Below are 22,725 nucleotides of genomic sequence, written 5' to 3' on the forward strand. Positions count from 1 at the left end.
GCGTGCGAGCTAGAACCGCTCCGGCCGGTACGGCGCGGGGTCGATCGACGGCGTCTCGCCGTTCATCATCTCCGCGAGCAGGCGTCCGGTGGCGGGGCCGAGCGTGAAGCCCTGGTGACCGTGGCCAAAGTTCACCCAGAGACCGGGGTGACGCGAGGCGCGGCCGAGCACGGGCAGCATGTCGGGCGTACAGGGGCGGGTGCCGAACCATGGCTCCGGTTCGGCGCGCTTGCCGAGATCGATCAGCTCGCGCGCGGAGGCTTCGGCGCTGGTGAGCTGCACCGGCGTTGCCAACGCATCCGGTTCCGTCAACTCTGCGCCCGTAGTGATGCGGATGCCCTTGGCCATTGGTCCCATGGCGTAGCCCTGGCCCTTGTCGACCAGCGGCAGATCGAGCGAGGCGCCGCCGGTGTAGTGCATGTGGTAGCCGCGCTTGCGCACCAGCGGAATGCGGTAGCCGAACTTGTGCAAGAGGTCCGGCGACCACGGCCCGAGCGTCACGACGGCGTTGGCTGCATCGAGGCGGCCGCTGTCGGTGTCGACAGACCATCCGGTTGCCGTCTGCTGCAGCGACTGCGCCTCGCCGAGCACGATGCTGCCGCCGGATCGTTCGAACAGGTCGGCGTATGCGGTGACGAGCGCACCGGGATCGGACACGGTCCAGGTGTCGAGCCAATGGATCGCGCCGGGAAGATCGTCGCGCAAAATAGGCTCCGCCTTGGTCAACTCGCGGCCCGAGAGCACGCGAAAATTCACGCCGAACTCGCGGCGGTCTTCCTCCGCCGCCTTGATCGCCTGGTCGAAGGAGGTGGCGTCGCGATGCAGCACGCGATAGCCGGCACGCCGGATCAGATTGTCGGCATGGGCTTCGCGGATGAGCACGTCGTGCTCGGGCGTCGCAGTAGCGATCAGGCGCGACCAGGCCGCGATGGCTTCGCGATGCCGCTTCGGCGCCGAATGCCACCAATAGCGGAGCAGCGGCTCGATGTGACGATGCAAAGAGGACAAACTGTAGCGCACGTCGTTGGTGCGGCCGGTCGCGATGTTCAGGAGCGTGGCAAGGTCACGCGGCATCGGGTACGGCCGCATGGCTTCGGCCTGGATCATCCCCGCATTACCGTAGCTGGTTTCGCGGCCCGGCTCCCTGCGGTCGACCAGCGTGACCGTCCAGCCACGCTGCCTCAGATGCAAGGCGGCGCCGACACCCACCATGCCGCCGCCGAGAATGATTGCGCTTTTCATCGGCAGAATTCTCCTGTCAGGCCGGCTCTAACGTGAGCTTGGACTGCGCCGTGTTGATGGTCGTTGCGACGAGGACGGACAGCGCCGTCATCGCGACCAGGAAGCCGAAGGCCGCGTCGAACGATCCGGTCCCGGTCACGATGAAGCCCATCGCGGCCGGTGCAACGAAGCCCGCACTCTGGCCGCCGAGATTGACCATGCCGATCCCCGATCCGATCTGGTCGTCACGTAGCAGTTTGGTCGGGAGCGCAATCACCGAAGCGAGCACAAAGGATTTGAAGAAGTAGACCACCGATTGATAGACGATCAATGCGGTGATCGTCTCGGCCTTGTACATCGCGTAGAGGAAGATGCCTGTAAATGCGGAGCTGCCGATAAGCAGATATTTTTCGCGCTCGGCAAAGAAGGTGGTCATCACCCAGCCGCCGATTGCGGTTGCGAATGTCGCCATCATGAAGGGGATCGGTGCCACCACGCCGACCGTCTTGAGGTCGAGCCCGCGCTGCTGGAGCAGATAGAGCGGCATCCAGGAATCCAGGCCCTTGTTGACGCAGCTGAGCCCGAACCACACCACCATCAACTGCCAGAGCAGCGGATTCTTCATCAGCTCGCGCATCGGCGCCCGCGGCTTTGCCGTCACGGGTCCAACGCCGATCCGTGCGAGATGCGGCACGGAGACGAAGTAAATCAGCGCAAACAGGATACCGGCGATGCCGATCGCATTGAAGGCATGACGCCAGCCCAGCCAGAGGATCAGCGGCGCCATGATCAGCGGCGCGACCATGCTGCCGGCATAGTTCGACGACAGCAGCAGGGCCGACATTTTGGGCCGGCTGTCCTTTTTGAACAGCTCCGCTATGGCGCGGATGCTCGCCGGCGGAAAGCCGCCCTCGGCGATGCCGAAGATGAAGCGGATCGCGATCAGCGAGGTCAGCGACCAGGCGAGGCTCGTAAACGACGTGAACAGCGACCACATCACGATGGTGGCGATGACAACGTATTTCGAGCCGAAGCGGTCGGAGAGCCATCCGCCCGGCACCTGCATCGCGGCATAGCCCAAGAAGAACGCGCTGATGACGATGCCGAGGTCGGCAGCCTGCAGATTGAAGTCCTTGCCGATCTGCGCCAGCGCCAGCGAGATTGCGGCGCGGTCGATGTAGGAGATGCAGTAGGCGAGATAGAGCAGGACGAAGGCGACCATGCCAGTCCTGCGGTTCGACGATTCGGCCATGCTGATCTCCGCGATGCCGGCGCCCCGGCGGTGATGGCTACTTGTTTGATCTAGTCCCAGGTGAGGAAGCCCGGCGTCGAGGACAGCGGCGGCGCGGCCGCGAGCCGTGCGAGGTCGGGAACAGGCCGACACATCTGTGGATCGCTTGTGAACGCAGCCTCGATGCTCGCGGCGACCGAGAGCACGATCGCATCGCCGCCGCGCGGGCCGACGATCTGAAGGCCGAAAGGCAGGCCGGCCTCGTCACGGCCGAGTGGGATGCTGATCGCGGGGTGGCCGGGGAGCGTCACGGCGTAGGCGAGCGCGAGCCAGTGGAAGTAGGATTGCGTCGGCGTCCCGTCGATCTCGGCGGGATAGAGCTCCGACCATGGCCGCGGGCTGAGCGTGATGGTCGGGCTGATCAACACGTCGTGGTCTTGGAAGAAGCTCTGAAAGGCGCGATAGATCCGCGTCTGCGTGGTCGCGGCGCGCCCGTGATCTTCGAGCGTGTAACTCAGGCCTTCCCTGACATTGGCGCGGACATTGGGGCCGAGCATCTCGGGCCGCTCTTGGTAATTCTCGCCATGCATAGCCAGGAACAGGCCGGCGCGCAGCACGGCGAAGGCATCGTCCGCCCCGGTGCAATCGGGCGTCGCCTCGCGACATTCGGCAAACAGCGGTGCGAGCTTGCTCACGCGCGCGCGAAACACACGGCGGATCGCCTGCTCGGTCGGCGCGAAGCCGAAGTCCTCGGTGAAGGCGAGGCGGAGCTTGCCGAGCTCTGCGGCACGTGGCGCGGCCCAGCGTTCGGCGCGTCCGCGCAAGGGCTCGCCGGGAAGCGTGTAGGCGAGCGGATCGCGGGCATCGTCGCTCGCCAACACCGACAGCATCAGCGCGGCATCAGCGACGTTGCGTGCCATCGGTCCATCGGTCGACAGATTGGACCAGCCGAAGGCCCGCTTCTCGCTCGCCACGAGGCCGTAGGAAGGACGCATGCCGACGATGCCGGCATAGCCCGCGGGATTGCGCAGGGATCCGCCCGTGTCGGAGCCCGAGGCAAGCGGAGCCATGCCACAGGCGAGCGCGACCGCCGATCCGCCGGAGGAACCGGCCGCCGAGCGCATGGGATCGAACGGATTGCCGGTCGCGCCGAAAACGGGATTGCGCGTGTTGCCGCCCGCCGCCCATTCCGGCGTGTTGGTCTTGCCGAAGATGATGGCGCCCGCGGCACGCAGCCGGGCGACCGAGCCCTGGTCGGCGGCCGGGACATTGTCGCTCAACAGGGGACTGCCGTAGGTCGAGCGCATCCCGGCGGTGTCCTGCGTGTCCTTGATCAGGACGGGGAGCCCGTGCAGCGCGCCACCATCCTCACCGCGCAGGATCGCGGCCTCAGCTGCCTTTGCGGCGGCGCGCGCGCCGGGCTCATCGAGCGTCACGACCGCGTTGACGGCCGCGTTGGTGGTGGCGATGCGGGACAGGCAGGAGTCGAGCAGCTCGACGGGCGAGATTGTCCGCGCGGCCAGCAGGCGGCGCAGCTCAACGGCACTCGTGTCGCAAAGTTGGGACAATGCCAAGCCCTTTCAAATTGTGAAAACTGTTTAGCATATCGGAAAGTGCGTGGGCGCACCAATATTCGTCAAAGCCCGCTAATTCTTGCACAAATCCCGGAATCGATGCCCGAGACGGTACCTAGAAGAGGCATCCCGGAGCATTTGCGCCAAAAAGATTAGATGGATCAGCCAATATTTTTTCCCGGCAGCGTGCTAGGATTGCTGCATGAGCGAGATTACGACGCCCGAAGGTGCCAATTCCCAGCTCGGCCAGTGTCTCAAGGCGGCGCGCCAGGCGCGTGGCCTGACGCTCAAGCAGGTCGCCGAGCGGACCGGCATGGCGCTGTCGACCCTGTCCAAGGTCGAGAATGGCCTGATGTCGCTGACCTATGACAAGCTGCTCCAGCTCACCTCCGGCCTGAAGATGGAGATCGCGGAGCTGTTCAATCCGGCGGTCGGAGCACCTGTGCAGGGCCGGCCGGTCACCGCGCGGCGGAGCATCAGCCGGGCCGGGCAGGGGCAGCTGATCAATACGAAGTTCTACACCTACACTTATCAATGCACCGACCTGATCGGCAAGCGCATGGTGCCGATCGTGGCCGAGGTCCGCGCGCGTTCGCTGGACGAGTTCGGTCCGTTGCTGTGTCATGCCGGCGAAGAGTATTTTCTGGTGACGAGCGGGCGCGTCGCTGTGCACACCGAGTTCTACGCGCCGGAGATCCTGGACGAGGGTGACGGCATCTATCTCGACAGCACCATGGGCCATGCCTACCTCAACGCCGGCGAGGCGGCATCCGCCAAGGGCGTTTGTCTCTGCACCAGCGAGGCGCCCGATCTTTACGATCAGCTTCGCCAGATCGCATCGCGCGACGTGGCGCCGCTCGGTGAGGACGAACTGCCGCCACAACGTTCCGGCGAGGCATGAAAGGAAAAACGCCCGGCTTTGGCCGGGCATTTTTTTGTTTGGCAGGTTGCTCTATTCGCCGCCGCCAAAGCGGCGCGACCACCAGCCGGCGCGCCGCGGGGCCGCCGGCGGTTCGGCTGCCGCTTCCGGCGTCGGCTCAGGCGCGGGCGGCGCAACCGGCTCCGGCGCCGTCGCAATCGGCGTTGCCGGCTCGCTCGGGCTGCTCGACGGGAAGCTCACCTTCTCACGAACGGTGGAGCGGCGCCGCGTGGTCTTGTCGTCCACTGCGGGCTCTTCTTCGGCGATAGCAGCCGGTGGCGCTGACTGGACCGGCGTTTCAACCGGCGCCTGATGGGACTGGGACTCGGGCTGAGACGTTTCAACCGGGGCGATGTGCTCCGAATGCGCAATGGACGGAGCGGTCTCGCTGCCGGCACCGTCGAAATCGGCCACCGCGTCGGCCGCTTCCGACGGCGGATTGCCGCCGAGCTCGTCGCCGATGGAGCCGGCGAGACCATCCTCGGCACCGCCACGACGACGACGTCCACCCCTGCGACCACGCCGGCGACGGCGATCGCCGCTGCCCTGCTGCTCGCCACGGGCGGCCTGTTCCTCGCCTTCCTCACCGTCCTGCTCGGTGTCGGCTTCCTCTTCGCCTTCACCGGCCGCTACGGCCGCTTCAGCCGAAACGGGAGCGCCATCTTCGCGCGCCTCGCCGTCGCGCTGGCCGCCGCGACCGCGCCGACGGCGGCGACGCTTGCGGCGATGACCGTCCTGCTCGGGCGACCCATCGCCTGCGGCCTGCTCCTCGGCGAGACCTTCCGTCTCCTCGGTCTCGACCTCGGATTCGGTCTCCAGGTCAAATCCGTCCTCATCGTCATAGGCCTCTTCGGCCAACGGCGGCGGGCTTGCGGCGACCTGGGCCGCGAGCAGCGCCTTAGCGGCCTCGAGCGTATGTACTTGCTCGCCACGGTCGATCAGATAGGCCTGCGGTCCGCTGACGCTGGGGTCGGCGATGACAGACAGCGTGACCTTGAAGCCGTTCTCGAGGTCGCGCAGATGGCCACGCTTGTGGTTCAGCACATAGAGCGCGACGTCCGTGCGGGTGCGGACCACGAGATTGTGGGTCGCGCCCTTCATCAGGATCTCTTCCAGGCCGCGCAGCAATTGCAACGCCACCGAGGACACCGATCGGACATGGCCGGTGCCGCCGCAATGCGGGCAGGGATCGGTCGAGCTCTCCAGCACGCTGGCGCGGATGCGCTGGCGCGACATTTCCAACAGGCCGAAATGCGAGATGCGGCCGACCTGGATGCGCGCGCGATCCTGCCTTAGGCAATCGGACAACTTGCGCTCGACCGCACGGTTGTTGCGCTTCTCGTCCATGTCGATGAAGTCGATGACGATCAGGCCGGCGAGGTCGCGCAGGCGAAGCTGGCGGGCGACCTCTTCGGCCGCTTCCAGGTTGGTCTTGAGCGCGGTGTCCTCGATATGGTGCTCGCGCGTCGACCGGCCGGAGTTGACGTCGATCGAGACCAGCGCCTCGGTCTGGTTGATCACGATGTAGCCGCCGGAGCGGAGCTGCACGGTCGGCGAGAACATCGCATCGAGCTGGCTCTCGACGCCCATGCGTGAGAACAGCGGCTGACCGTCCCGATACTGCTTCACCGCGCTGACATTGGCGGGCATCAGCATCTTCATGAAGTCGCGGGCTTCGCGGTAGCCGGAGTCACCGGCGACCTGAATTTCGTCGATCTCCTTGTTGTAAAGGTCGCGCAGCGAGCGCTTGATCAACGAGCCTTCCTCGTAGACGAGCGTCGGGGCCTGCGACTTCAGCGTCAGGTCGCGCACCGTCTCCCACATCCGGATCAGGTACTCGAAGTCGCGCTTGATCTCGGGCTTGGTGCGGGCGGCCCCAGCAGTGCGCAGGATGATGCCCATGCCCTCGGGCACGTCGAGGTCCTGCACGACTTCCTTCAGGCGCGAACGATCCTGGGCCGAGGTGATCTTGCGGCTGATGCCGCCACCGCGGGCGGTGTTCGGCATCAACACGGCATAGCGGCCGGCAAGCGACAGATAGGTCGTCAGCGCAGCGCCCTTGTTGCCGCGCTCTTCCTTGACGACCTGCACCAGCATCACCTGGCGCCGCTTGATGACTTCCTGGATCTTGTACTGGCGGCGCGGACGGAAGGTGCGCTCCGGCACTTCCTCGAGCACGTCGTCGCCACCCACGGATTCGACGACTTCCTCTTCAGCTTCCTCGCCGTCTTCTTCGTCCTCGTCGTCTTCCCCGGCTGCGTCCGCAGCCTCGCCGTGCGGCGCGTCGGTGATCTCGCCGGCGGCGTAAACGGCATCGGCCGGTTCCCTGACCGATGTCACGGCCTCGGCAAACGTCTCGGGATGCGCTTCGAAAGCGGAGGGTTCCTGAGGTTCAGTGACGGTCTCGGCCGCAACCGCGGGGGCGGCGCCCACAGCCGCGACAGGGGCGGGCGTCTCGTCCGCATGATGATCGTGGTCGTGGTGATCGCTATCGTGGTCGTGGTCATGACCATTGTCGTCATGATCGTGCGCGTGATGGTGCTCATCATGCTCGTGATCATCGTGCTCATGATCGTCATGCCCGTGATCGCTGTGATCATGGTCTTGATGATCGTGGTCGTGACCCTCGTGCTCGCCGTGATGCTCTGCATCGGCGTGCAGGTGCTCACCCTCCTGTGGAGCGCCGACCGTGTCCTCCGGCCGGGCTTGGCCTTCCGCCTGGGCCTCCGTCGGCTGGGCGAGCGGATCGGCGCCCGCGCCAAGACCCTCGACGAGGTCGCTGCGGACGCGCTCGCCATGACCACGGCGGCGGGCATTGCGGTGACGCGAGCGGCGACGGCCGTGGGAGCGGTTTTCGCTCTCTTCCTCGGCCTCGCGATGGGCCTGTTCCTCGGCCTCGATCAGCGCCTGACGGTCGGCAACCGGAATCTGGTAATAATCGGGATGGATTTCGCTGAAGGCGAGGAAGCCGTGGCGATTGCCGCCATATTCAACGAAGGCGGCTTGGAGCGAGGGTTCGACCCTTGTGACCTTGGCGAGGTAGATATTCCCGCGCAGTTGCTTGCGTTGCGCGGTCTCGAAGTCAAACTCTTCGACGCGATTGCCGCGGACCACGACGACCCGGGTCTCTTCCGGGTGGGTGGCATCGATCAACATCTTGTTGGGCATGTCTTAACTCTTGGCGGCGGCGGGCGCGATCGACCGTGGGCGCGAAGAGCGCTGCCGGGTGACGCGACGGTCCACCTGATTCGGGGGTGAGGGGAAGGCAGAAACGCCGTCTCTCGCGCCTTGCCGAATCGGAAGCCGGAGGACCGCAGCGGCGCGCGGGATTTTTATTCCGCAGCGTCGCGAATGGTCCTTCAGAATTCGTCGGCACAGTCTGGCGCATCAAGCGTCGGCCCGTATGAAACATTGGGCGGAGGGGCCGCCCCTTAATCAGTTGCTGCTGGCCAGGCATGGCGCGTGCGCGCTCGCCCTGGATCAAGAACCGCCCCCTCGGGATTAAGGGACCGGGTAACCGGTCGCGTCGCTGTCGAAACCGTCCCGGAAACACTGTGGTAACCGGAAACCGTCCGCCGCCGGGGCTTGCCCCGTTCCACCTCGTTGCCGCGCACTGCGCTGGTCTTAGAGGAGAACAGAAAACGCTGGAATTCCCGAATCTTGGGAGCTCCGGCGCTGCACCGGGAGGCTGAATGCGACACAACCGGAAATTATTGGCCGTCAGCATTCCGTACATACGAGGAATGGGACATCCATGCAAGGGAGCGTCGCACACCGGTCACAGTCAGGGAGTTTCGCGCTTCCGTTATTAAGGATCGATTAACCCTGTGGTTCTATTGCGTTAAAGAGGCTGCTCGGAGGCACGGATTCGGTGGCGAGCCGCACAAATCAACGGGTTTTGCTGGGATTTGCGCTGCTTTGCGCCGCAGCATTGCCGTATGCCGCATACTCGGGACTGAGCGCGGCGGAGAGCCCTGCGCAAGCCCCCGTCGCGGCTGCGAATTTTCCTGTCGCGACAGCGGCGCGCCTGGCCGGCGACGGGAAGCAAACGCGTTTCATTCTCGACCTCGACCAGACCATCAGCTTCCGCGCCACGACGCTCGCCGATCCCTACCGGGTGGTGGTCGACGTTCCCCAGGTGAATTTTCAGTTGGCTCCCGGCACGGGGGCCGGCCGAGGACTCGTCAAGGCCTTTCGCTATGGGCTCGTGATGCCCGGAGGCTCGCGAATCGTGTTCGACCTGACCGGGCCCGCCAAGATCACCAATTCCTACGTGCTCGAGGCGGCCAATGGCCAGCCGGCCCGGTTGGTGCTGGAGCTGGAGGAGGTCGATCGCGCGGCCTTCGTGCAGACACCCGCCGCGGAGAATCGCCCCGAGTTGCGGCCGACGATGTCAGCCGCGCCGCCGGCAACCGCTCCTGCCTCGCCGGATCCGGCGCAGCACAAGCCGGGAGCGCCTTCCGACGGCCGGCCGGTCGTCGTGATCGACCCCGGCCATGGCGGCATCGACAACGGGACCCAGTCGAGCGGCGAGAGCGAGAAGAACCTGGTGTTGGCGTTCGGCCTGGCGCTGCGCGACCGCTTGGAAAAGTCGGGTAAATACCGCGTGGTGATGACGCGGGACGACGATACATTCATCCCGCTCAACGACCGGTCCAAGGTCGCCCGCAATTTGAATGCCGCGCTGTTCGTCTCGATTCATGCCGACGCGCTGCCGAAGGCCGAGGGTGACGCGCAGGGGGCCACGATCTATACGCTGTCGGACAAGGCATCCGACGCCGAGGCCCAGCGCCTTGCCGATGCCGAAAACCGTGCCGATGCGATCGCCGGCTTCAACCTTGCGGAAGAGCCGACCGACGTTGCCGACATCCTCATCGACCTCACGCAACGGGAAACCCGCACCTTTTCAAACCGTTTTGCCCATCTCCTGATGGGCGAAATGAAGACGACGGTGCGGATGCACAAGCATCCCCTGAAGTCGGCCGGCTTTCGGGTGCTGAAGGCTCCGGATGTGCCCTCGGTGCTGGTCGAGATCGGCTACGTGTCCAACAAGGGCGACCTCGAGCACCTCGTGTCAGAGGGCTGGCGCTCCAAGGCCGTCGGCTCGATGGCGCAGGCGATCGACACGTTCCTGGCCAAAAGGATAGCGACAGCGGGGGCCAGCAATTAAGGACGGCATATCGGTTCCGCTGTTAAGCCCTAGTTTGGCCACAGCGGACGCCTTATAAAAAACGGCGCAGGGGGTTCCGGAATCGACGAGGATCCCGTTCGGCGAGCGTCATTCGGTCCGGCAATTGATGGTATTGAGTAGGCCGGTGAATTCGCGACGTAAGGACTGCGCCCGTTTGGGGCGCTTTGGGCTGATCCTGGGATTGAACGGATAAACACATAATGCGCTTGCTTGTGCGGTTCATGGGCTTCCTGTTCGCTGCGGGAACGGTGCTGTTCCTTGTCGGTGTCGGTGCCGTGGCAGGCCTGATCTGGCATTTCTCCAAGGACTTGCCCGACTACTCTCAGCTTCAGGATTACGAGCCGCCGGTGATGACCCGCGTGCACGCGGTCGACGGTTCGTTGCTCGGCGAATACGCCAAGGAACGACGGCTCTACCTGCCCATCCAGGCCGTGCCGAAGCTCGTGATCAACGCGTTCCTCGCGGCCGAAGACAAGAATTTCTACGAGCATGGTGGCATCGACTACACCGGCATGGCGCGTGCCGGCGTGCTTTACTTGCAGAACTTCGGTTCCAACCGCCGCCCGCAGGGTGCCTCCACGATCACCCAGCAGGTCGCCAAGAACTTCCTTCTGACCAACGAGGTCTCCTTCTCGCGCAAGATCAAGGAAGCCTTGCTCGCGATGCGCATCGAGAAGACCTATTCGAAGGACAAGATTCTCGAGCTGTATCTGAACGAAATCTATCTCGGCCTCGGCGCCTACGGCATCGCTGCCGCCTCGCTGGTCTATTTCGACAAATCGGTGAACGAGCTCACCGTGGCGGAAGCGGCTTATCTGGCGGCGCTGCCGAAGATGCCGGCGACGCTGCATCCGGTACGCAACCGCGACCGCGCCATCGAGCGCCGCAACTACGTGATCGACCGTCTTCAGGAGAACGGCTGGATCAAGCAGGCCGACGCCGACAAGGCGCGCAAGGAGCCGCTGGTCGTTACCAACCGTAGCAATGGCGCCCACACCTTCGCCGGCGAATATTTCGCCGAGGAAGTCCGCCGCGACATCTTCGAGCGCTACGGCGAGAAGAAGCTGTACGAGGGAGGCCTCTCGGTCCGCACCACGCTCGATCCGAAGATCCAGGTCATGGCACGCAAGACCATGGTTGCCGGCCTCGTGAATTATGACGAGCAGCAAGGCTATCGCGGGCCCATCAGCAAGCTCGATATTTCGGGCGACTGGGGCGTGAAGCTCGCCGAGATCAAATCGCTGTCCGACATTTCGCCGTGGCGCATGGCGGTGGTGCTGGAGACCAGTGATCAGTCGGCGCGCATTGGCTTCCAGCCGAATCGCGAGCTCGGCGGCGCGGTCAGCAAGCAGCGCGAGACCGGCCTCATCGCGCTTGACGGCGTGCGCTGGGCGAAGGCGGCGCAGGGCAACGCCAGGGGCAAGACGCCCGGCTCGGTCGCGCAGGTGCTGCAGCCCGGCGACGTGATCTATGCGGATCCGCTCTTTACGAAGGAGGGACAGCCGGTCGAAGGCCAATACCGTCTGCGCCAGATCCCCGAGGTCTCGGGCGCGATGGTGGTGATGGACCCCTGGACCGGCCGCGTACTCGCGATGGTCGGCGGCTTCTCGTTCGACCAGAGCCAGTTCAACCGTGCCACGCAGGCCTACCGGCAGCCGGGTTCGTCATTCAAGCCGATCGTCTATTCGGCCGCGCTCGACAACGGCTACACGCCGTCGACCGTGGTGCTCGACGCGCCGATCGAAATCGACCAGGGCCAGGGCGCTGGAGTATGGCGTCCGGAAAACTTTGATGCCGGCAAGTATATGGGGCCGATGACCTTGCGCAATGCGCTGAGGTTGTCGCGCAACACGGTGACGGTGCGCCTTGCGCAAGACATCGGCATGCCCCTGATCGGCGAATACGCCCGCCGCTTCGGCGTTTACGACGAATTACCGAACTATCTCTCCTATGCGCTCGGCGCCGGTGAGACGACGGCGATGCGCATGGTCACGGCCTATTCGATGCTCGCCAATGGCGGGCGCCGGGTGAAGCCGACTTTGATCGACCGGATCCAGGACCGCTACGGACACACCATCTTCAAGCACGACCAGCGCGAATGTCGCGGCTGCGACGCGCCCGGCGGCTGGAAGAACCAACCCGAGCCGCAGCTGATCGACCGCCGTGAGCAGGTGCTGGATTCCATGACCGCGTATCAGATCACCGAGCTGCTGGAAGGCGTGGTCCAGGCCGGTACCGCAACTGTCGTGAGGGAGGTCGGCAAGCCGATTGCCGGCAAGACCGGTACGACCAACGAGGCCAAGGACGCCTGGTTCGTCGGGTTCTCGCCTGATATCGCCGTTGCGATTTACATGGGCTACGACAAGCCGCGCTCTCTCGGCAGAGGCAATGCCGCCACCGGCGGCCATCTCTCTGCCCCGATTGCGCGCGATTTCTTCAAGCTCGCGCTCGCCGACAAGCCCGCCGTTCCCTTCAAGGTGCCGGCCGGCATCAAGTTGGTTCGCGTCGTCGCCAAGACCGGCATGCGCGCCGGCCCCGGCGAAACCGGTGGAACCATCCTGGAAGCTTTCAAGCCGGGCACAGCGCCGCCGGACAACTACTCTGTCATCGGCGTCGCCGACGCCGACGGACGCGGTGGTGTGCCAGCGCCGCAGCAGGCGCCGGACTCCGGATTCTTCATGCGGCCGGGTACCGGCGGGCTCTACTAGGGGCCTAGGATAACACCACCGGCTTTAAGTTCCGGCGGTTGCGCTTTGCAGCCGCCGCAGCTACATCCCCCATCTGAATTGTACGCGGGATTCCGCGAGAGCTGAGAACGATATGCGCGCCGAAATCGAACGGTTGGTAGAAGAGATCAAGCAGTCAGTCGGGCTGCTGAGGAGGCATCTTTGACGTCGAGAAATCGACGGCGCGCCTCGCTGAGCTGAACAAGCTCGCAGAAGATCCCAATCTCTGGAATGATCCGCAGAAAGCCCAGAAGCTGATGCAGGAGCGCACCTCGCTTGAGGACTCGCTCTCGGGCATCGGCAAGGTCGAGCAGCAGCTCGAAGATGATATCGGGATGATCGAGCTCGGCGAGGCCGAGGGCGATGCCGGCGTCGTGGCTGAAGCGGAAGCCGCGCTCAAGAACCTCAAGAAGGAAGTGGCCCGCCGCGAGCTTGAGGCGCTGCTGTCGGGCGAAGCCGATCGTTTCGATTCCTATCTCGAAGTCCATGCCGGCGCCGGTGGAACCGAGAGCCAGGACTGGGCGCAGATGCTCTTGCGCATGTACACGCGCTGGGCGGAGACCCACGGCTTCAAGGTCGAATTCCTCGAAGAATCCGAGGGCGAAGAGGCCGGCATCAAATCCGCGACCATCCAGGTCTCCGGCCACAATGCCTATGGCTGGCTGAAGACGGAAGCGGGCGTGCATCGCCTCGTGCGCATCTCGCCGTTCGATTCCAACGCGCGGCGGCACACCTCGTTCTCGAGCGTGCAGGTGTTTCCGGTCATCGACGACAGCATCAAGATCGACATCAAGGAATCCGACGTCCGCACCGACACCATGCGGTCGGGCGGCGCGGGCGGCCAGCACGTCAACAAGACCGAATCCGCAGTGCGGCTGACGCATATCCCGACCGGCGTTGCGGTGGTCTGTCAGGCCGGACGCTCCCAGCACAAGAACCGGGCGCAGGCCTGGGACATGCTGCGCGCGCGCCTTTACGAGATCGAGCTGAAAAAGCGCGAGGAGAAGGCCGCCGCCGACCAGGCCGCCAAGACCGATATCGGCTGGGGCCACCAGATCCGCTCCTACGTGCTCCAGCCCTATCAGATGGTGAAGGATCTGCGCACGGGCGTGCAGACCTCTGACACATCAGGCGTGCTCAACGGCGAGCTCGACGAATTCATGGCCGCGACCCTGGCGCAACGCGCCTTCGGCACCACCGGCGCCGATATCGAGGATGTGGACTGACCATGCCCCGGATCGCCTTCATCGGATTGGGGCGGATGGGTCATGGCATGGCGGGCCGCTATCTCGATGCGGGCTTGACGGTGACGCTGTGGAATCGCAGCAAGTCAAAAGCAGAAGACCTGGTCGCACGCGGCGCGACATGGGCGACCTCGCCTGAGGACGCCGCGATCGATGCCGACGCAGTCGTGACCATGGTTGCCGACGACGAGGCTTCGCGCGCGGTCTGGCTCGGGCCTGATGGCGCGGCGAAGACGGCCAAATCAGGCACCATCGCCATCGAATGCTCCACGGTTTCCTATGACCATGCGCGCGAGATGAGCCGCGAACTCAATGCGCGTGGCCTGATCTACATCGATTGCCCCGTGACGGGATTGCCGGATGCGGCCGCGAGCGGAAAGCTGACGCTGCTGGTTGGCGCGGATGCCGCCGACCTCGAACGCGCGCGCCCGTTCCTCGAACCGATCGGCTCGACGATCCGCCATTTCGGCGCGGTCGGCTCCGGCACGGTCTACAAGCTCATCAACAATCTCATGGGCGCGATCCAGATCGCCGGTCTGGCCGAGGGCCTTGCGATTGCCGAACAGGCCGGGCTCGACATGAAGCTGGTGCTCGACTCCATCCAGGCAGGGGTTGCCGCGAGCCCGCAGGTGCAGCGCCATTCCAAGCGCATGGTCGCCCGCGACTTCGGCGGCGCGACCTTCACCGCCGCGCTGCGGCACAAGGATGCCGCCTACGCCGTGAAGCTCGCCGAGAGCCTGCTCGTGGACAAGCCGTTGGTTGCCCGCGCCGCCGTCGAGGCTTACGCACAAGCGAAGGCTGTGATGCCCGACGAGGATGAAGGCAAGATGATCGAGCTGGTGTCGCGGCCGAAGAAGCCGTCTTAACTGGAATTGAGCAGGGCAGCCTCGATCGGAACGCTGTCTCGGCATTGCCCTCGTGGCTGTCGCGGCGACCGTTGTGGCCGATATCGTGGGGGATGCCCGCGTACGCCGATCCTCTTGAGCAGACTTGTAGCGGCTGGAAGCCGTTCCTCGCAATCGGGCCGCGCGTCGAGTAAATTCCGGCTCTCGCGTTTCATGCCGCGGAAAATCCTGCCGCTTGCCAGTCGCCGATCGCCTTGCGACACTCTCCCAAAACAACGATAGAAAATTGGGGAGAGACCAATGCCGGGTCGTCGCAAAAGCCTCGCTGCCCTCGCCATGCTTGCTGCCGGAGCGCTGGTCACGGTACCGGCCCTAGCGCAGAAAAAATACGATCCCGGCGCCAGCGACAGCGAAATCAAGATCGGCAACATCATGCCCTATAGCGGGCCGGCGTCGTCCTATGGCGTGATCGGCAAGACCGAGGCGGCGTTCTTCAAGATGATCAACGATCAGGGCGGCATCAACGGCCGCAAGATCAACTTCATCAGCTATGACGACGCCTATTCACCGCCGAAGGCGATCGAGCAGGCGCGCAAGCTGGTCGAGAGCGACGAGGTGCTGCTGATCTTTCAAGCGCTCGGCACGCCCTCGAATTCCGCGATCATGAAATACATGAACGCCAAGAAGGTGCCGCAGCTGTTCGTCGCCTCGGGCGGCACCAAGTTCGGCGACCCCAAGAACTTTCCGTGGACCATGGGCTTCCAGCCCAACTACCAGAGCGAGGGGCGAATCTACGCCAAATACATCAGGGACAATTTCCCTGACAGCAAGATCGCAGTGTTCTGGCAGAACGACGATGCCGGCAAGGACCAGTTCAAAGGCCTGAAGGACGGCCTCGGCGACAAGGCCAATATGATCATCGCGGACAAATCCTATGAGGTCGCCGATCCCTCGATCGACTCGCAGATCGTGGCCCTGCACGATTCCGGCGCCGACATCTTCTTCTCGTGGGCCGCGCCGAAGGGGTCGGCACAGGCGATCCGTAAAGTCGGCGAGCTCGGCTGGAAACCGAAGTTCTTTTTGGCCAACACCGCCTCGTCGATCGCCTCGGTGCTCAAGCCAGCCGGGCTGGACTATTCCAAAGGCATCATCTCGACCGCGTACCTGAAGGACCCGACCGATCCGACCTGGGACAAGGATCCGGCGGTGATCGCGTGGCGCGCCTTCATGGACAAGTATTACCCTGAGGGCGACAAGGCCAACGCCAACAATCTCTATGGCTACGTCGAGGCTGAGGCGATGGCGCAGGTCCTGAAGCAGTGCGGCGACAATCTCACGCGCGACAACGTGATGAAGCAGGCCGCGAACCTGAAGGATTTCCACACCGATCTGATGTTGCCCGGCATCAGCGTCAATACTTCGCCGGACGATTATTTCCCGATCGAGCAGATGCAGCTGATGCGCTTCAACGGGCAGGCCTGGGAGCTGTTCGGCGACGTCATCACCGGCGAGGTCGGCCACGAGCGCGGCCAGTAATCAGAGCTGTAGGCGTCTTCTGTTGCGGACTTAGCCTGCGCTGAGTCGCACGCCGGCGCGCAAGAATTTCTGCGGGTCGACGGCTTCGCCGTCGATGCGGGTCTCATAGTGCAGATGCGGGCCGGTCGAGCGGCCGGTCGAGCCGACGAGGCCGATGACCTGGCCGATCTTCACGATTTCGCCGACCTTGACGTTGATCTCGGAGAGATGGCCGTAGCGGGTCGACAATCCATTGCCGTGATCGACCTCGACCATGCGGCCATAACCGCCGGACCAGCCGGCCGAGACCACCTTGCCGTTGGCCGTCACGCGTGCGGGATCGCCGGTCGCGGCGCGGAAGTCGAGACCGGTATGCATCGCAGGGCGGCCGAGGAAGGGATCGCTGCGCACGCCGAAGCCGGAGGTGAATTCGACCTCACCGACGACGGGCTTGCGATAGGGCACCTGCGCCAGCGTGCGGTTGAGCCGGTCCATCTCGGCGCGGGTGACGTTGATGCGATAGAGCTGCTTCTCGAAAGGGCCGGCATTCGCGGTGAGCTTCACCGGCACGAACGGACCGCCCATCGGGGCTCGCGGCACGGCGGCTTCGAGACTGGCGAGGTTCAAACCGAGATCGCTGACGACGCCGCGCATCCGGCGCATCCGTGAATCCATGCCTTCCTCAACCGCGTTGAGCGCGGCGACCTGACGGCGCTCGACCTGATCGAGCGAGTTGGTGAGCCGGACCAGGACGTCGCCAAAACCCTGGTTCTTGGCGAATTGATTGACGGGCGGGGCCATCGCGCTCGGCGCCCGCGATTCGAGCCGCGCTTCGCGGTCGGGCGGCGCCACGAAGATGACGGTATCGCTGATCGGCGAGGGTTTTGGCGTGCCTTGCGTCGCCTGGTTCGCGTCGCCGCGCTGCGGCGCCGCGCGGGGAATCGATCCGGTCACGTCGGGCATGGCGCCCAGCGCCGTGGCCCGGGACTCCAGCGCCGCCTGGCGCTTCATGATCTGGTCGAGCTTCTGGTCGAACTGTTCCTGGTCGAGCAGCTGGCGGCTGGTGGTGCGGTCGACCTTGGCGCGCAACTCGGCGATGCGATCCTCATAGGCATATTGCATCTCGGCCTGGCGGGCGATCAGCCGGGTGAGGACATCGTCGCGGAAGGCGAAATAGGTGGCGGTCGCCGCCGACCACAGGCCGAGCAGAACGACGGTGCCGACCACGATCCAGAACACCACCGGCCCGAGCCGGACCTGCTTGCCGTGATGCACGATGGTGTAGGCGTCGTCCGCTGCGGGCAGGGGAATGGCAGGAGCTGCCGCAGGCGCGGAGCGGCGCGGAAACGGCCGTCCGTGGTCGTGCGGGTGATGCTGGGGGTACTGCGAATATTGGGCAGAACTTTTCGACATCGGCACTCCCGCGCCGGTCGGAACGGTTCCTTGCGGCCAAATTGCCGCAGCAATCTGGGCTGGTCATGGTTAATTTTCCGGAAACGGGAGCGCTCGATTTTAACGGGCTGGTTAAAGACTTCTTGCCGCTTCCAGCACCTCGTCAGCATGGCCGTCGACCCGGACGTTGCGCCAGACCTTGGCGATCTTGCCGTCGGCCCCGATCAGGACCGTGGTGCGAAGAATCCCGAGGAAGGTCTTGCCATACATCGATTTTTCGCCCCAGGCACCGTACGCCTCCAGCATCTCGTGCCGCTCGTCCGAGATCAGGGGGACTCCGAGGCCGTGCTTGTCGCGGAACTTCTCCTGGGCCTTCAACGGATCGGCCGAAATACCCAGTACGGCGGTGCCGGCAGACGTGAAGTCGCTCTTGAGCCGGGTGAAGTCGATGGCCTCGCGGGTGCAGCCGGGGGTGTCGGCGCGGGGGTAGAAGAACAGGACGAGCTTCTGGCCCGAGAAGTCCGCCGAGGTGACGACATCGCCGCCGTCACGAGGCAGGCGGAAGGCCGGCGCCTTCATGCCCGCGACGATCGGCTTTGCTGAACCGGACGAGACCGGGGCGGCTGGGTTGGAGGCCTTTTCAGAAGATTTTAACGATTTCGATGCGGCCTTATGTGATGTTGCCTTTGCGCCTGGCTTGTTTGATTTGCTGGCGGATGCCGCCTGTGTTTTCGCGCTGCGTGTTCGAGTCGATGCCCGTGTTTTCGGGGGCTTCTTTTTAGCGGTCGGACTGCCGGAGGGCGTTTTGGACGATTTCTTTCGGGATTTCTTGGACATACGCCTTCCTTTCGTCGCTTTCGGCGGGTCAACCAAAGCGGAATTGCAGCTCTCGTCCGGTGTGCCGGATTCGCGCCCTCGGCTGGGCAATTTTGGCGGCGACGGAGTATGGTTACAAGGAAATCCACGCACCACCCCACTGCTCGTTGAACGCGCTTCCGGGGCGAAATGACGAACAGCAGGAACATCGGAAGTATGGCGGCAATGCCGGGGCGGGGAGCTTCAATTCCCGTCGACGGCTGCGGTCCCGGCGGCGCTCAGTCCCATGACGGACGCCTGTATCGAGAGGCAATGGCAAGGAATACGTCGCCCCAGGATCACAATCGGGACTCGAATCGGCACGGTGGCAATCACGAGCAGCCGGAATGGGACGAGGCCGACTGGGATCAAGAGCAGGAAGAGGAGGCGGGGCATCGTGCACGCCGCCTGCTCTCGCGTTCCAGTTCGCGCTTCCGCCTCGGTGAGGGCTTCTCGGCGTTTCGGCGGGTCCTGCCGAGCGGACGCTGGGTTCGTAGGATTGGCGTTGTCGTCGGCGCCCTGATCGTCATCTTCGTCGGCTGTTTTGGCGCGCTGTGGTGGCGGCTCGGTGCCGGCCCAATCAATCTCGACATGGCGACGCCCTGGCTCGCCGCCGCCATCGAGGACAATATCGGTCACGGCAACACCGTGGAGGTCGGCGGCACCCAGATCGAGCGGGCCGGGCGGATCAGGGTCGCCGTGCGCATCCGCGACATCATCGTTCGCGATCATGATCATGCCATCGTCGCCAGCGCGCCGAAGGCCGAGGTGAGGCTGTCCGGTGTCGGGCTTCTCACCGGTCATCTGCGCGCCGAAAGCCTCAACCTGGTCGACGCCGAACTCGCGATCCGGATCGCACCCGACGGGACCGTCACCGTGTCCGCCGGCGATACGGCCAAACCGCTCGCCACCGGCGTTGCATCCAAGAAGGAAGCGGGCCTGCCGCCGACATTCCCGCGCAACGGCGTCCCGCCGCCGCCATTCGGGATGGCGCCCGCAACTCCGGACGCGCCTCAACCCGCCGCGCAGAGCGGTATCCTTCAGGGCCTCGACTGGCTCGACAGCCTGAGCATGACGGGCCTCGACGGCCAGAACCTCAACGAGATCGGCCTCAAGAACGGCAACCTGATCGTCGACGACCAGCAGCGCGGCAGCAAATGGACGTTTGAGAACATCACGCTCAGCCTGCGCCGGCCGAGCCATGGCGGCGTCACGCTCAGCCTCGGGGAAGAGGGGGCGAAGCCTTGGTCGTTACGCGCGACGATCGGACCGGCCGAGAATGGCGTGCGTTCGATCGATATCCGCGCCGACAAGCTCTCGACCTCCAACATCCTGCTCGCCCTGCGGGTGAAGGACCTGACCTATACGGCCGACCTGCCCCTGACCGGTGAGATGAAGGGCGAGCTCGGCCGCGACGGCGTCCCGACGTTCTTCCGCGGCAAGGTCATGATCGGCGCGGGCAACATCATCGACACCGATACGCCCGACTACCCGATGGCGATCGACTCCGCCGAGATCAACGTCGAGTGGGATGCAGGACGGCGGGTGCTGGTGGCACCGTTCAAGATCCTCTCGGGCGCCAATCGCCTGACGCTGCTGGCGCATCTGGAGCCGCCGAACGGCACCACCAATGATTGGCAACTCGGCTTCAGCGGCGGCTCGATCCTGCTCGGCGGTATCGACAACGAACCGCCGCTCGTCTTCAACCGCATCGCGATCGGCTTCCGCTTCGATACCGATCACAAGCGCCTGCTGCTGACGCAGGCCGATATCAGCAATGGCGAGATCGGCGTCGCCGGCACCGGCGCGATCGATTATTCAGGCGAGCCGCGCCTGACGCTCGGCTTTGCGGGAACGCCGATGTCGGCCTCGGCGCTGAAGCGGATGTGGCCGACGCTGGTGGTGCCGGAGTTGCGCCAATGGGTGATCGAGCGGATCGAGCGCGGCACGCTCCAGCGCATCGAGGTCGGCGTCAACTCGCCGACGCGCAATCTTCCGCGCAAGGGACCGCCCATTCCCGATGACGGCCTGTCGGTCAACATCGCGGCGAGCGGCGTCGCGGTCCGCCCTGTCGACGGCATGCCCGTCGTGCACGATGCCGACCTGAAGGCGCATGTGACCGGACGTACCGCTACCGTGAATATCGCCCAGGGCATTGCCGACACCCCTGCAGGCCGCAAGGTTACGATCTCCGATTTCGTGTTCGAGGTGCCTGACATGGCGCCGAAGCCGTCGCCTTCGCGGACGAGATTCCGCGTCGAGGGCCCGGTGCCCGCTGCGGCCGAGATGCTGTCCAGTGATCGGCTGAGCGATCTGTCGTCGACCGTGGTCGACCCCAACACCAGCAAGGGCACATTCACGGCGAACATCCAGCTCGGCCTGCCGGTGAAGGGCGAACTGACCAAGGCGGACACCACCTACGCCGTGACAGCCGATCTCAACGGTTTCAGCGCCGAAAAATTGGTGATGAACCAGAAGCTCGAAGCCAACAATCTCAAGATCGTCGCCAATAACCAGGGCTATCAGGTCAAGGGCGACGTCAAGATCAACGGGCAGCCGGCTTCGCTCGACTACCGCAAGGCGACCGATGGCGACGCGGACGTCAAGCTGCAGGCGACACTGGACGACGCGAGCCGTGCGCGCCTTGGCTTCGATCTCAGTCCCGCCGTCAGCGGGTCGGTTCCGATCAAGGTTTCGGGCAAGATTGCCGGCGGCCCCGACGCAACGACGAAGCTCGGCATCGAGGCCGACCTCACCTCGGTCAAGCTCGACAACATTCTTCCCGGCTGGGTCAAGCTGCCGGGCAAGTCGAGCAAGGCGACATTCAAGGTGGTGCCGACGGCACAATCGACGCGGCTCGAGGACATCGTCATCGAAGGCGGCGGCGCCTCGATCAAGGGCTCGCTCGAAGTCGACCCGAACGGCGACCTCATGAACGCGAACTTTCCGACCTATTCGCCGTCCGACGGGGACAAGACGTCGTTGAAGGTGGAGCGCGGCCAGGACGGCGTGGTCAGGGGCACGATGCGCGGCGATGTCTTCGACGGCCGCGGCTTCCTCAAGTCGGCGATCTCAGGCAATTCCAAGGACGACAGCAAGAGCAAGCTCAAGAACGTCGATTTCGACATCGACGTGAAGCTCGGCACCGTGATGGGGTTTAACGGCGAGACCATGCGCAGCGTCGATGCCAAGATGTCGAAGCGCAGCGGGGCGATCAAGGCTTTCTCGCTGAACGGCAGGATCGGTCAGAACACGCCGGTCGCTGCGGACTTGCGCGGCGGGCGCGCGCAAGGCAGCCGGGAGGTGATCTATCTTCAGACCAACGATGCCGGATCGCTGCTGAAGTTCACCGATATCTATACCAAGGCCGTCGGCGGCCAGATGGTGGTAGCCATGGAGCCGCCGACGTCGGAGCCGACCATGGCGCGGGAAGGTCTCATCAGCGTACGCGACTTCTCGGTGAAGGGTGAGGCGCAGCTTGAACGCGTCGCTGCAGGCGCGCCGAACGGCACCGGGAATGGTGTCTCCTTCAGCGCGCTCCGCGCCGAGTTCATCCGTCAGAACGGCGCGCTAACGGTCCGCGATGGCGTGGTCAAGGGCCCGATGATCGGCGCCACCATCGAGGGCTCGATCGATTATCCCGGCAACCAAGTGTGCATGAGCGGTACCTTCGTGCCGATGTACGGATTGAACAACATGTTCGGACAGATTCCGGTGCTCGGGTTGTTCTTGGGTGCTGGTGACAAGGAGGGACTGATCGGCGTGACCTACGAGGTCATCGGTACACCGGCGGCGCCCGTGATGCGCGTCAATCCGATCTCGGCGATATTTCCCGGCGTGACCCGGAAGATCATGGAGTTCAATACCGGCAAGCAGAACACGCCGATCGATGAGCTGCCGTCGTCGCAGTCCGCCGACAGCCCGACGGGATCGGCAAGACAATTGTCGAACGGTTGCAGCCTCGCGCGGCGCTAGCGCGGAGCTATCATCGGGACCGTCGGCGCTGTCCTGA

General features: G+C 64.6%; 14 protein-coding genes. 8 read left to right on the plus strand and 6 right to left on the minus strand.

The window, feature by feature from the left end; genetic code table 11:
* Nucleotides 1-9: 9 nt before the first annotated feature.
* From ACVW16_RS34600 to ACVW16_RS34610, 3 genes are read right to left on the minus strand one after another with little or no spacing between them, the layout of a single operon-like run.
* The gene (locus tag ACVW16_RS34600; protein ID WP_456703387.1) at nt 10-1,242 is read right to left on the minus strand and encodes an NAD(P)/FAD-dependent oxidoreductase; all 1,233 of its coding nucleotides are present in this window, start codon (nt 1,240-1,242) and stop codon (nt 10-12) included.
* Nucleotides 1,243-1,258: 16 nt separating this feature from the next.
* Entirely contained in the window at nt 1,259-2,473 is a 1,215-nt protein-coding gene (locus tag ACVW16_RS34605; RefSeq protein ID WP_456735012.1) for an MFS transporter, read from the minus strand.
* A 50-nt stretch (nt 2,474-2,523) separates the two neighbouring features.
* Nucleotides 2,524-4,020: an amidase gene (locus ACVW16_RS34610; protein ID WP_456705275.1), complete on the minus strand. Its 1,497-nt coding sequence runs from the start codon at nt 4,018-4,020 to the stop codon at nt 2,524-2,526.
* Nucleotides 4,021-4,228: 208 nt separating this feature from the next.
* Between ACVW16_RS34610 and ACVW16_RS34615 the strand changes: the two genes are divergently transcribed.
* Nucleotides 4,229-4,927: a helix-turn-helix domain-containing protein gene (locus ACVW16_RS34615; RefSeq protein ID WP_456703389.1), complete on the plus strand. Its 699-nt coding sequence runs from the start codon at nt 4,229-4,231 to the stop codon at nt 4,925-4,927.
* 51 nt (nt 4,928-4,978) lie between these two features.
* Here the strand turns inward: ACVW16_RS34615 and ACVW16_RS34620 are convergent, their stop codons facing one another.
* Nucleotides 4,979-7,378: an Rne/Rng family ribonuclease gene (locus tag ACVW16_RS34620; protein WP_456735013.1), complete on the minus strand. Its 2,400-nt coding sequence runs from the start codon at nt 7,376-7,378 to the stop codon at nt 4,979-4,981.
* 30 nt (nt 7,379-7,408) lie between these two features.
* On the opposite strand from ACVW16_RS34620, the gene ACVW16_RS34625 reads away from it, so the two are divergent.
* From ACVW16_RS34625 to ACVW16_RS34650, 6 genes are all read left to right on the plus strand, one after another.
* Nucleotides 7,409-8,203: a hypothetical protein gene (locus tag ACVW16_RS34625; protein WP_456703391.1), complete on the plus strand. Its 795-nt coding sequence runs from the start codon at nt 7,409-7,411 to the stop codon at nt 8,201-8,203.
* A gap of 613 nt (nt 8,204-8,816) precedes the next feature.
* Entirely contained in the window at nt 8,817-10,115 is a 1,299-nt protein-coding gene (locus ACVW16_RS34630) for an N-acetylmuramoyl-L-alanine amidase (protein WP_456703392.1), read from the plus strand.
* A 221-nt stretch (nt 10,116-10,336) separates the two neighbouring features.
* Complete coding sequence (locus ACVW16_RS34635) at nt 10,337-12,844, plus strand: penicillin-binding protein 1A (RefSeq protein WP_456735014.1); 2,508 nt, start codon at nt 10,337-10,339, stop codon at nt 12,842-12,844.
* A gap of 112 nt (nt 12,845-12,956) precedes the next feature.
* Nucleotides 12,957-14,088 (plus strand): peptide chain release factor 2 gene (gene prfB / locus ACVW16_RS34640; protein ID WP_456703394.1). Its coding sequence is split into 2 segments (ribosomal slippage): nt 12,957-13,025 and nt 13,027-14,088, totalling 1,131 coding nucleotides; the frame shifts between segments, so codons are not numbered across the junction.
* A gap of 2 nt (nt 14,089-14,090) precedes the next feature.
* Nucleotides 14,091-14,972: an NAD(P)-dependent oxidoreductase gene (locus tag ACVW16_RS34645; protein ID WP_456735015.1), complete on the plus strand. Its 882-nt coding sequence runs from the start codon at nt 14,091-14,093 to the stop codon at nt 14,970-14,972.
* A gap of 279 nt (nt 14,973-15,251) precedes the next feature.
* Entirely contained in the window at nt 15,252-16,487 is a 1,236-nt protein-coding gene (locus ACVW16_RS34650; protein ID WP_456735016.1) for an ABC transporter substrate-binding protein, read from the plus strand.
* A 30-nt stretch (nt 16,488-16,517) separates the two neighbouring features.
* Here ACVW16_RS34650 and ACVW16_RS34655 read toward each other — a convergent pair whose 3' ends face one another.
* The gene (locus ACVW16_RS34655; protein ID WP_456735017.1) at nt 16,518-17,879 is read right to left on the minus strand and encodes a peptidoglycan DD-metalloendopeptidase family protein; all 1,362 of its coding nucleotides are present in this window, start codon (nt 17,877-17,879) and stop codon (nt 16,518-16,520) included.
* A gap of 111 nt (nt 17,880-17,990) precedes the next feature.
* A complete protein-coding gene (locus tag ACVW16_RS34660) occupies nt 17,991-18,695 on the minus strand; it encodes a redoxin domain-containing protein (RefSeq protein WP_456735018.1) in 705 nt (234 codons plus the stop codon).
* A gap of 204 nt (nt 18,696-18,899) precedes the next feature.
* On the opposite strand from ACVW16_RS34660, the gene ACVW16_RS34665 reads away from it, so the two are divergent.
* A complete protein-coding gene (locus ACVW16_RS34665; protein ID WP_456738168.1) occupies nt 18,900-22,688 on the plus strand; it encodes a YhdP family protein in 3,789 nt (1,262 codons plus the stop codon).
* The last annotated feature ends 37 nt before the right edge of the window (nt 22,689-22,725 follow it).

This window comes from Bradyrhizobium sp. USDA 4474, from assembly GCF_054057515.1.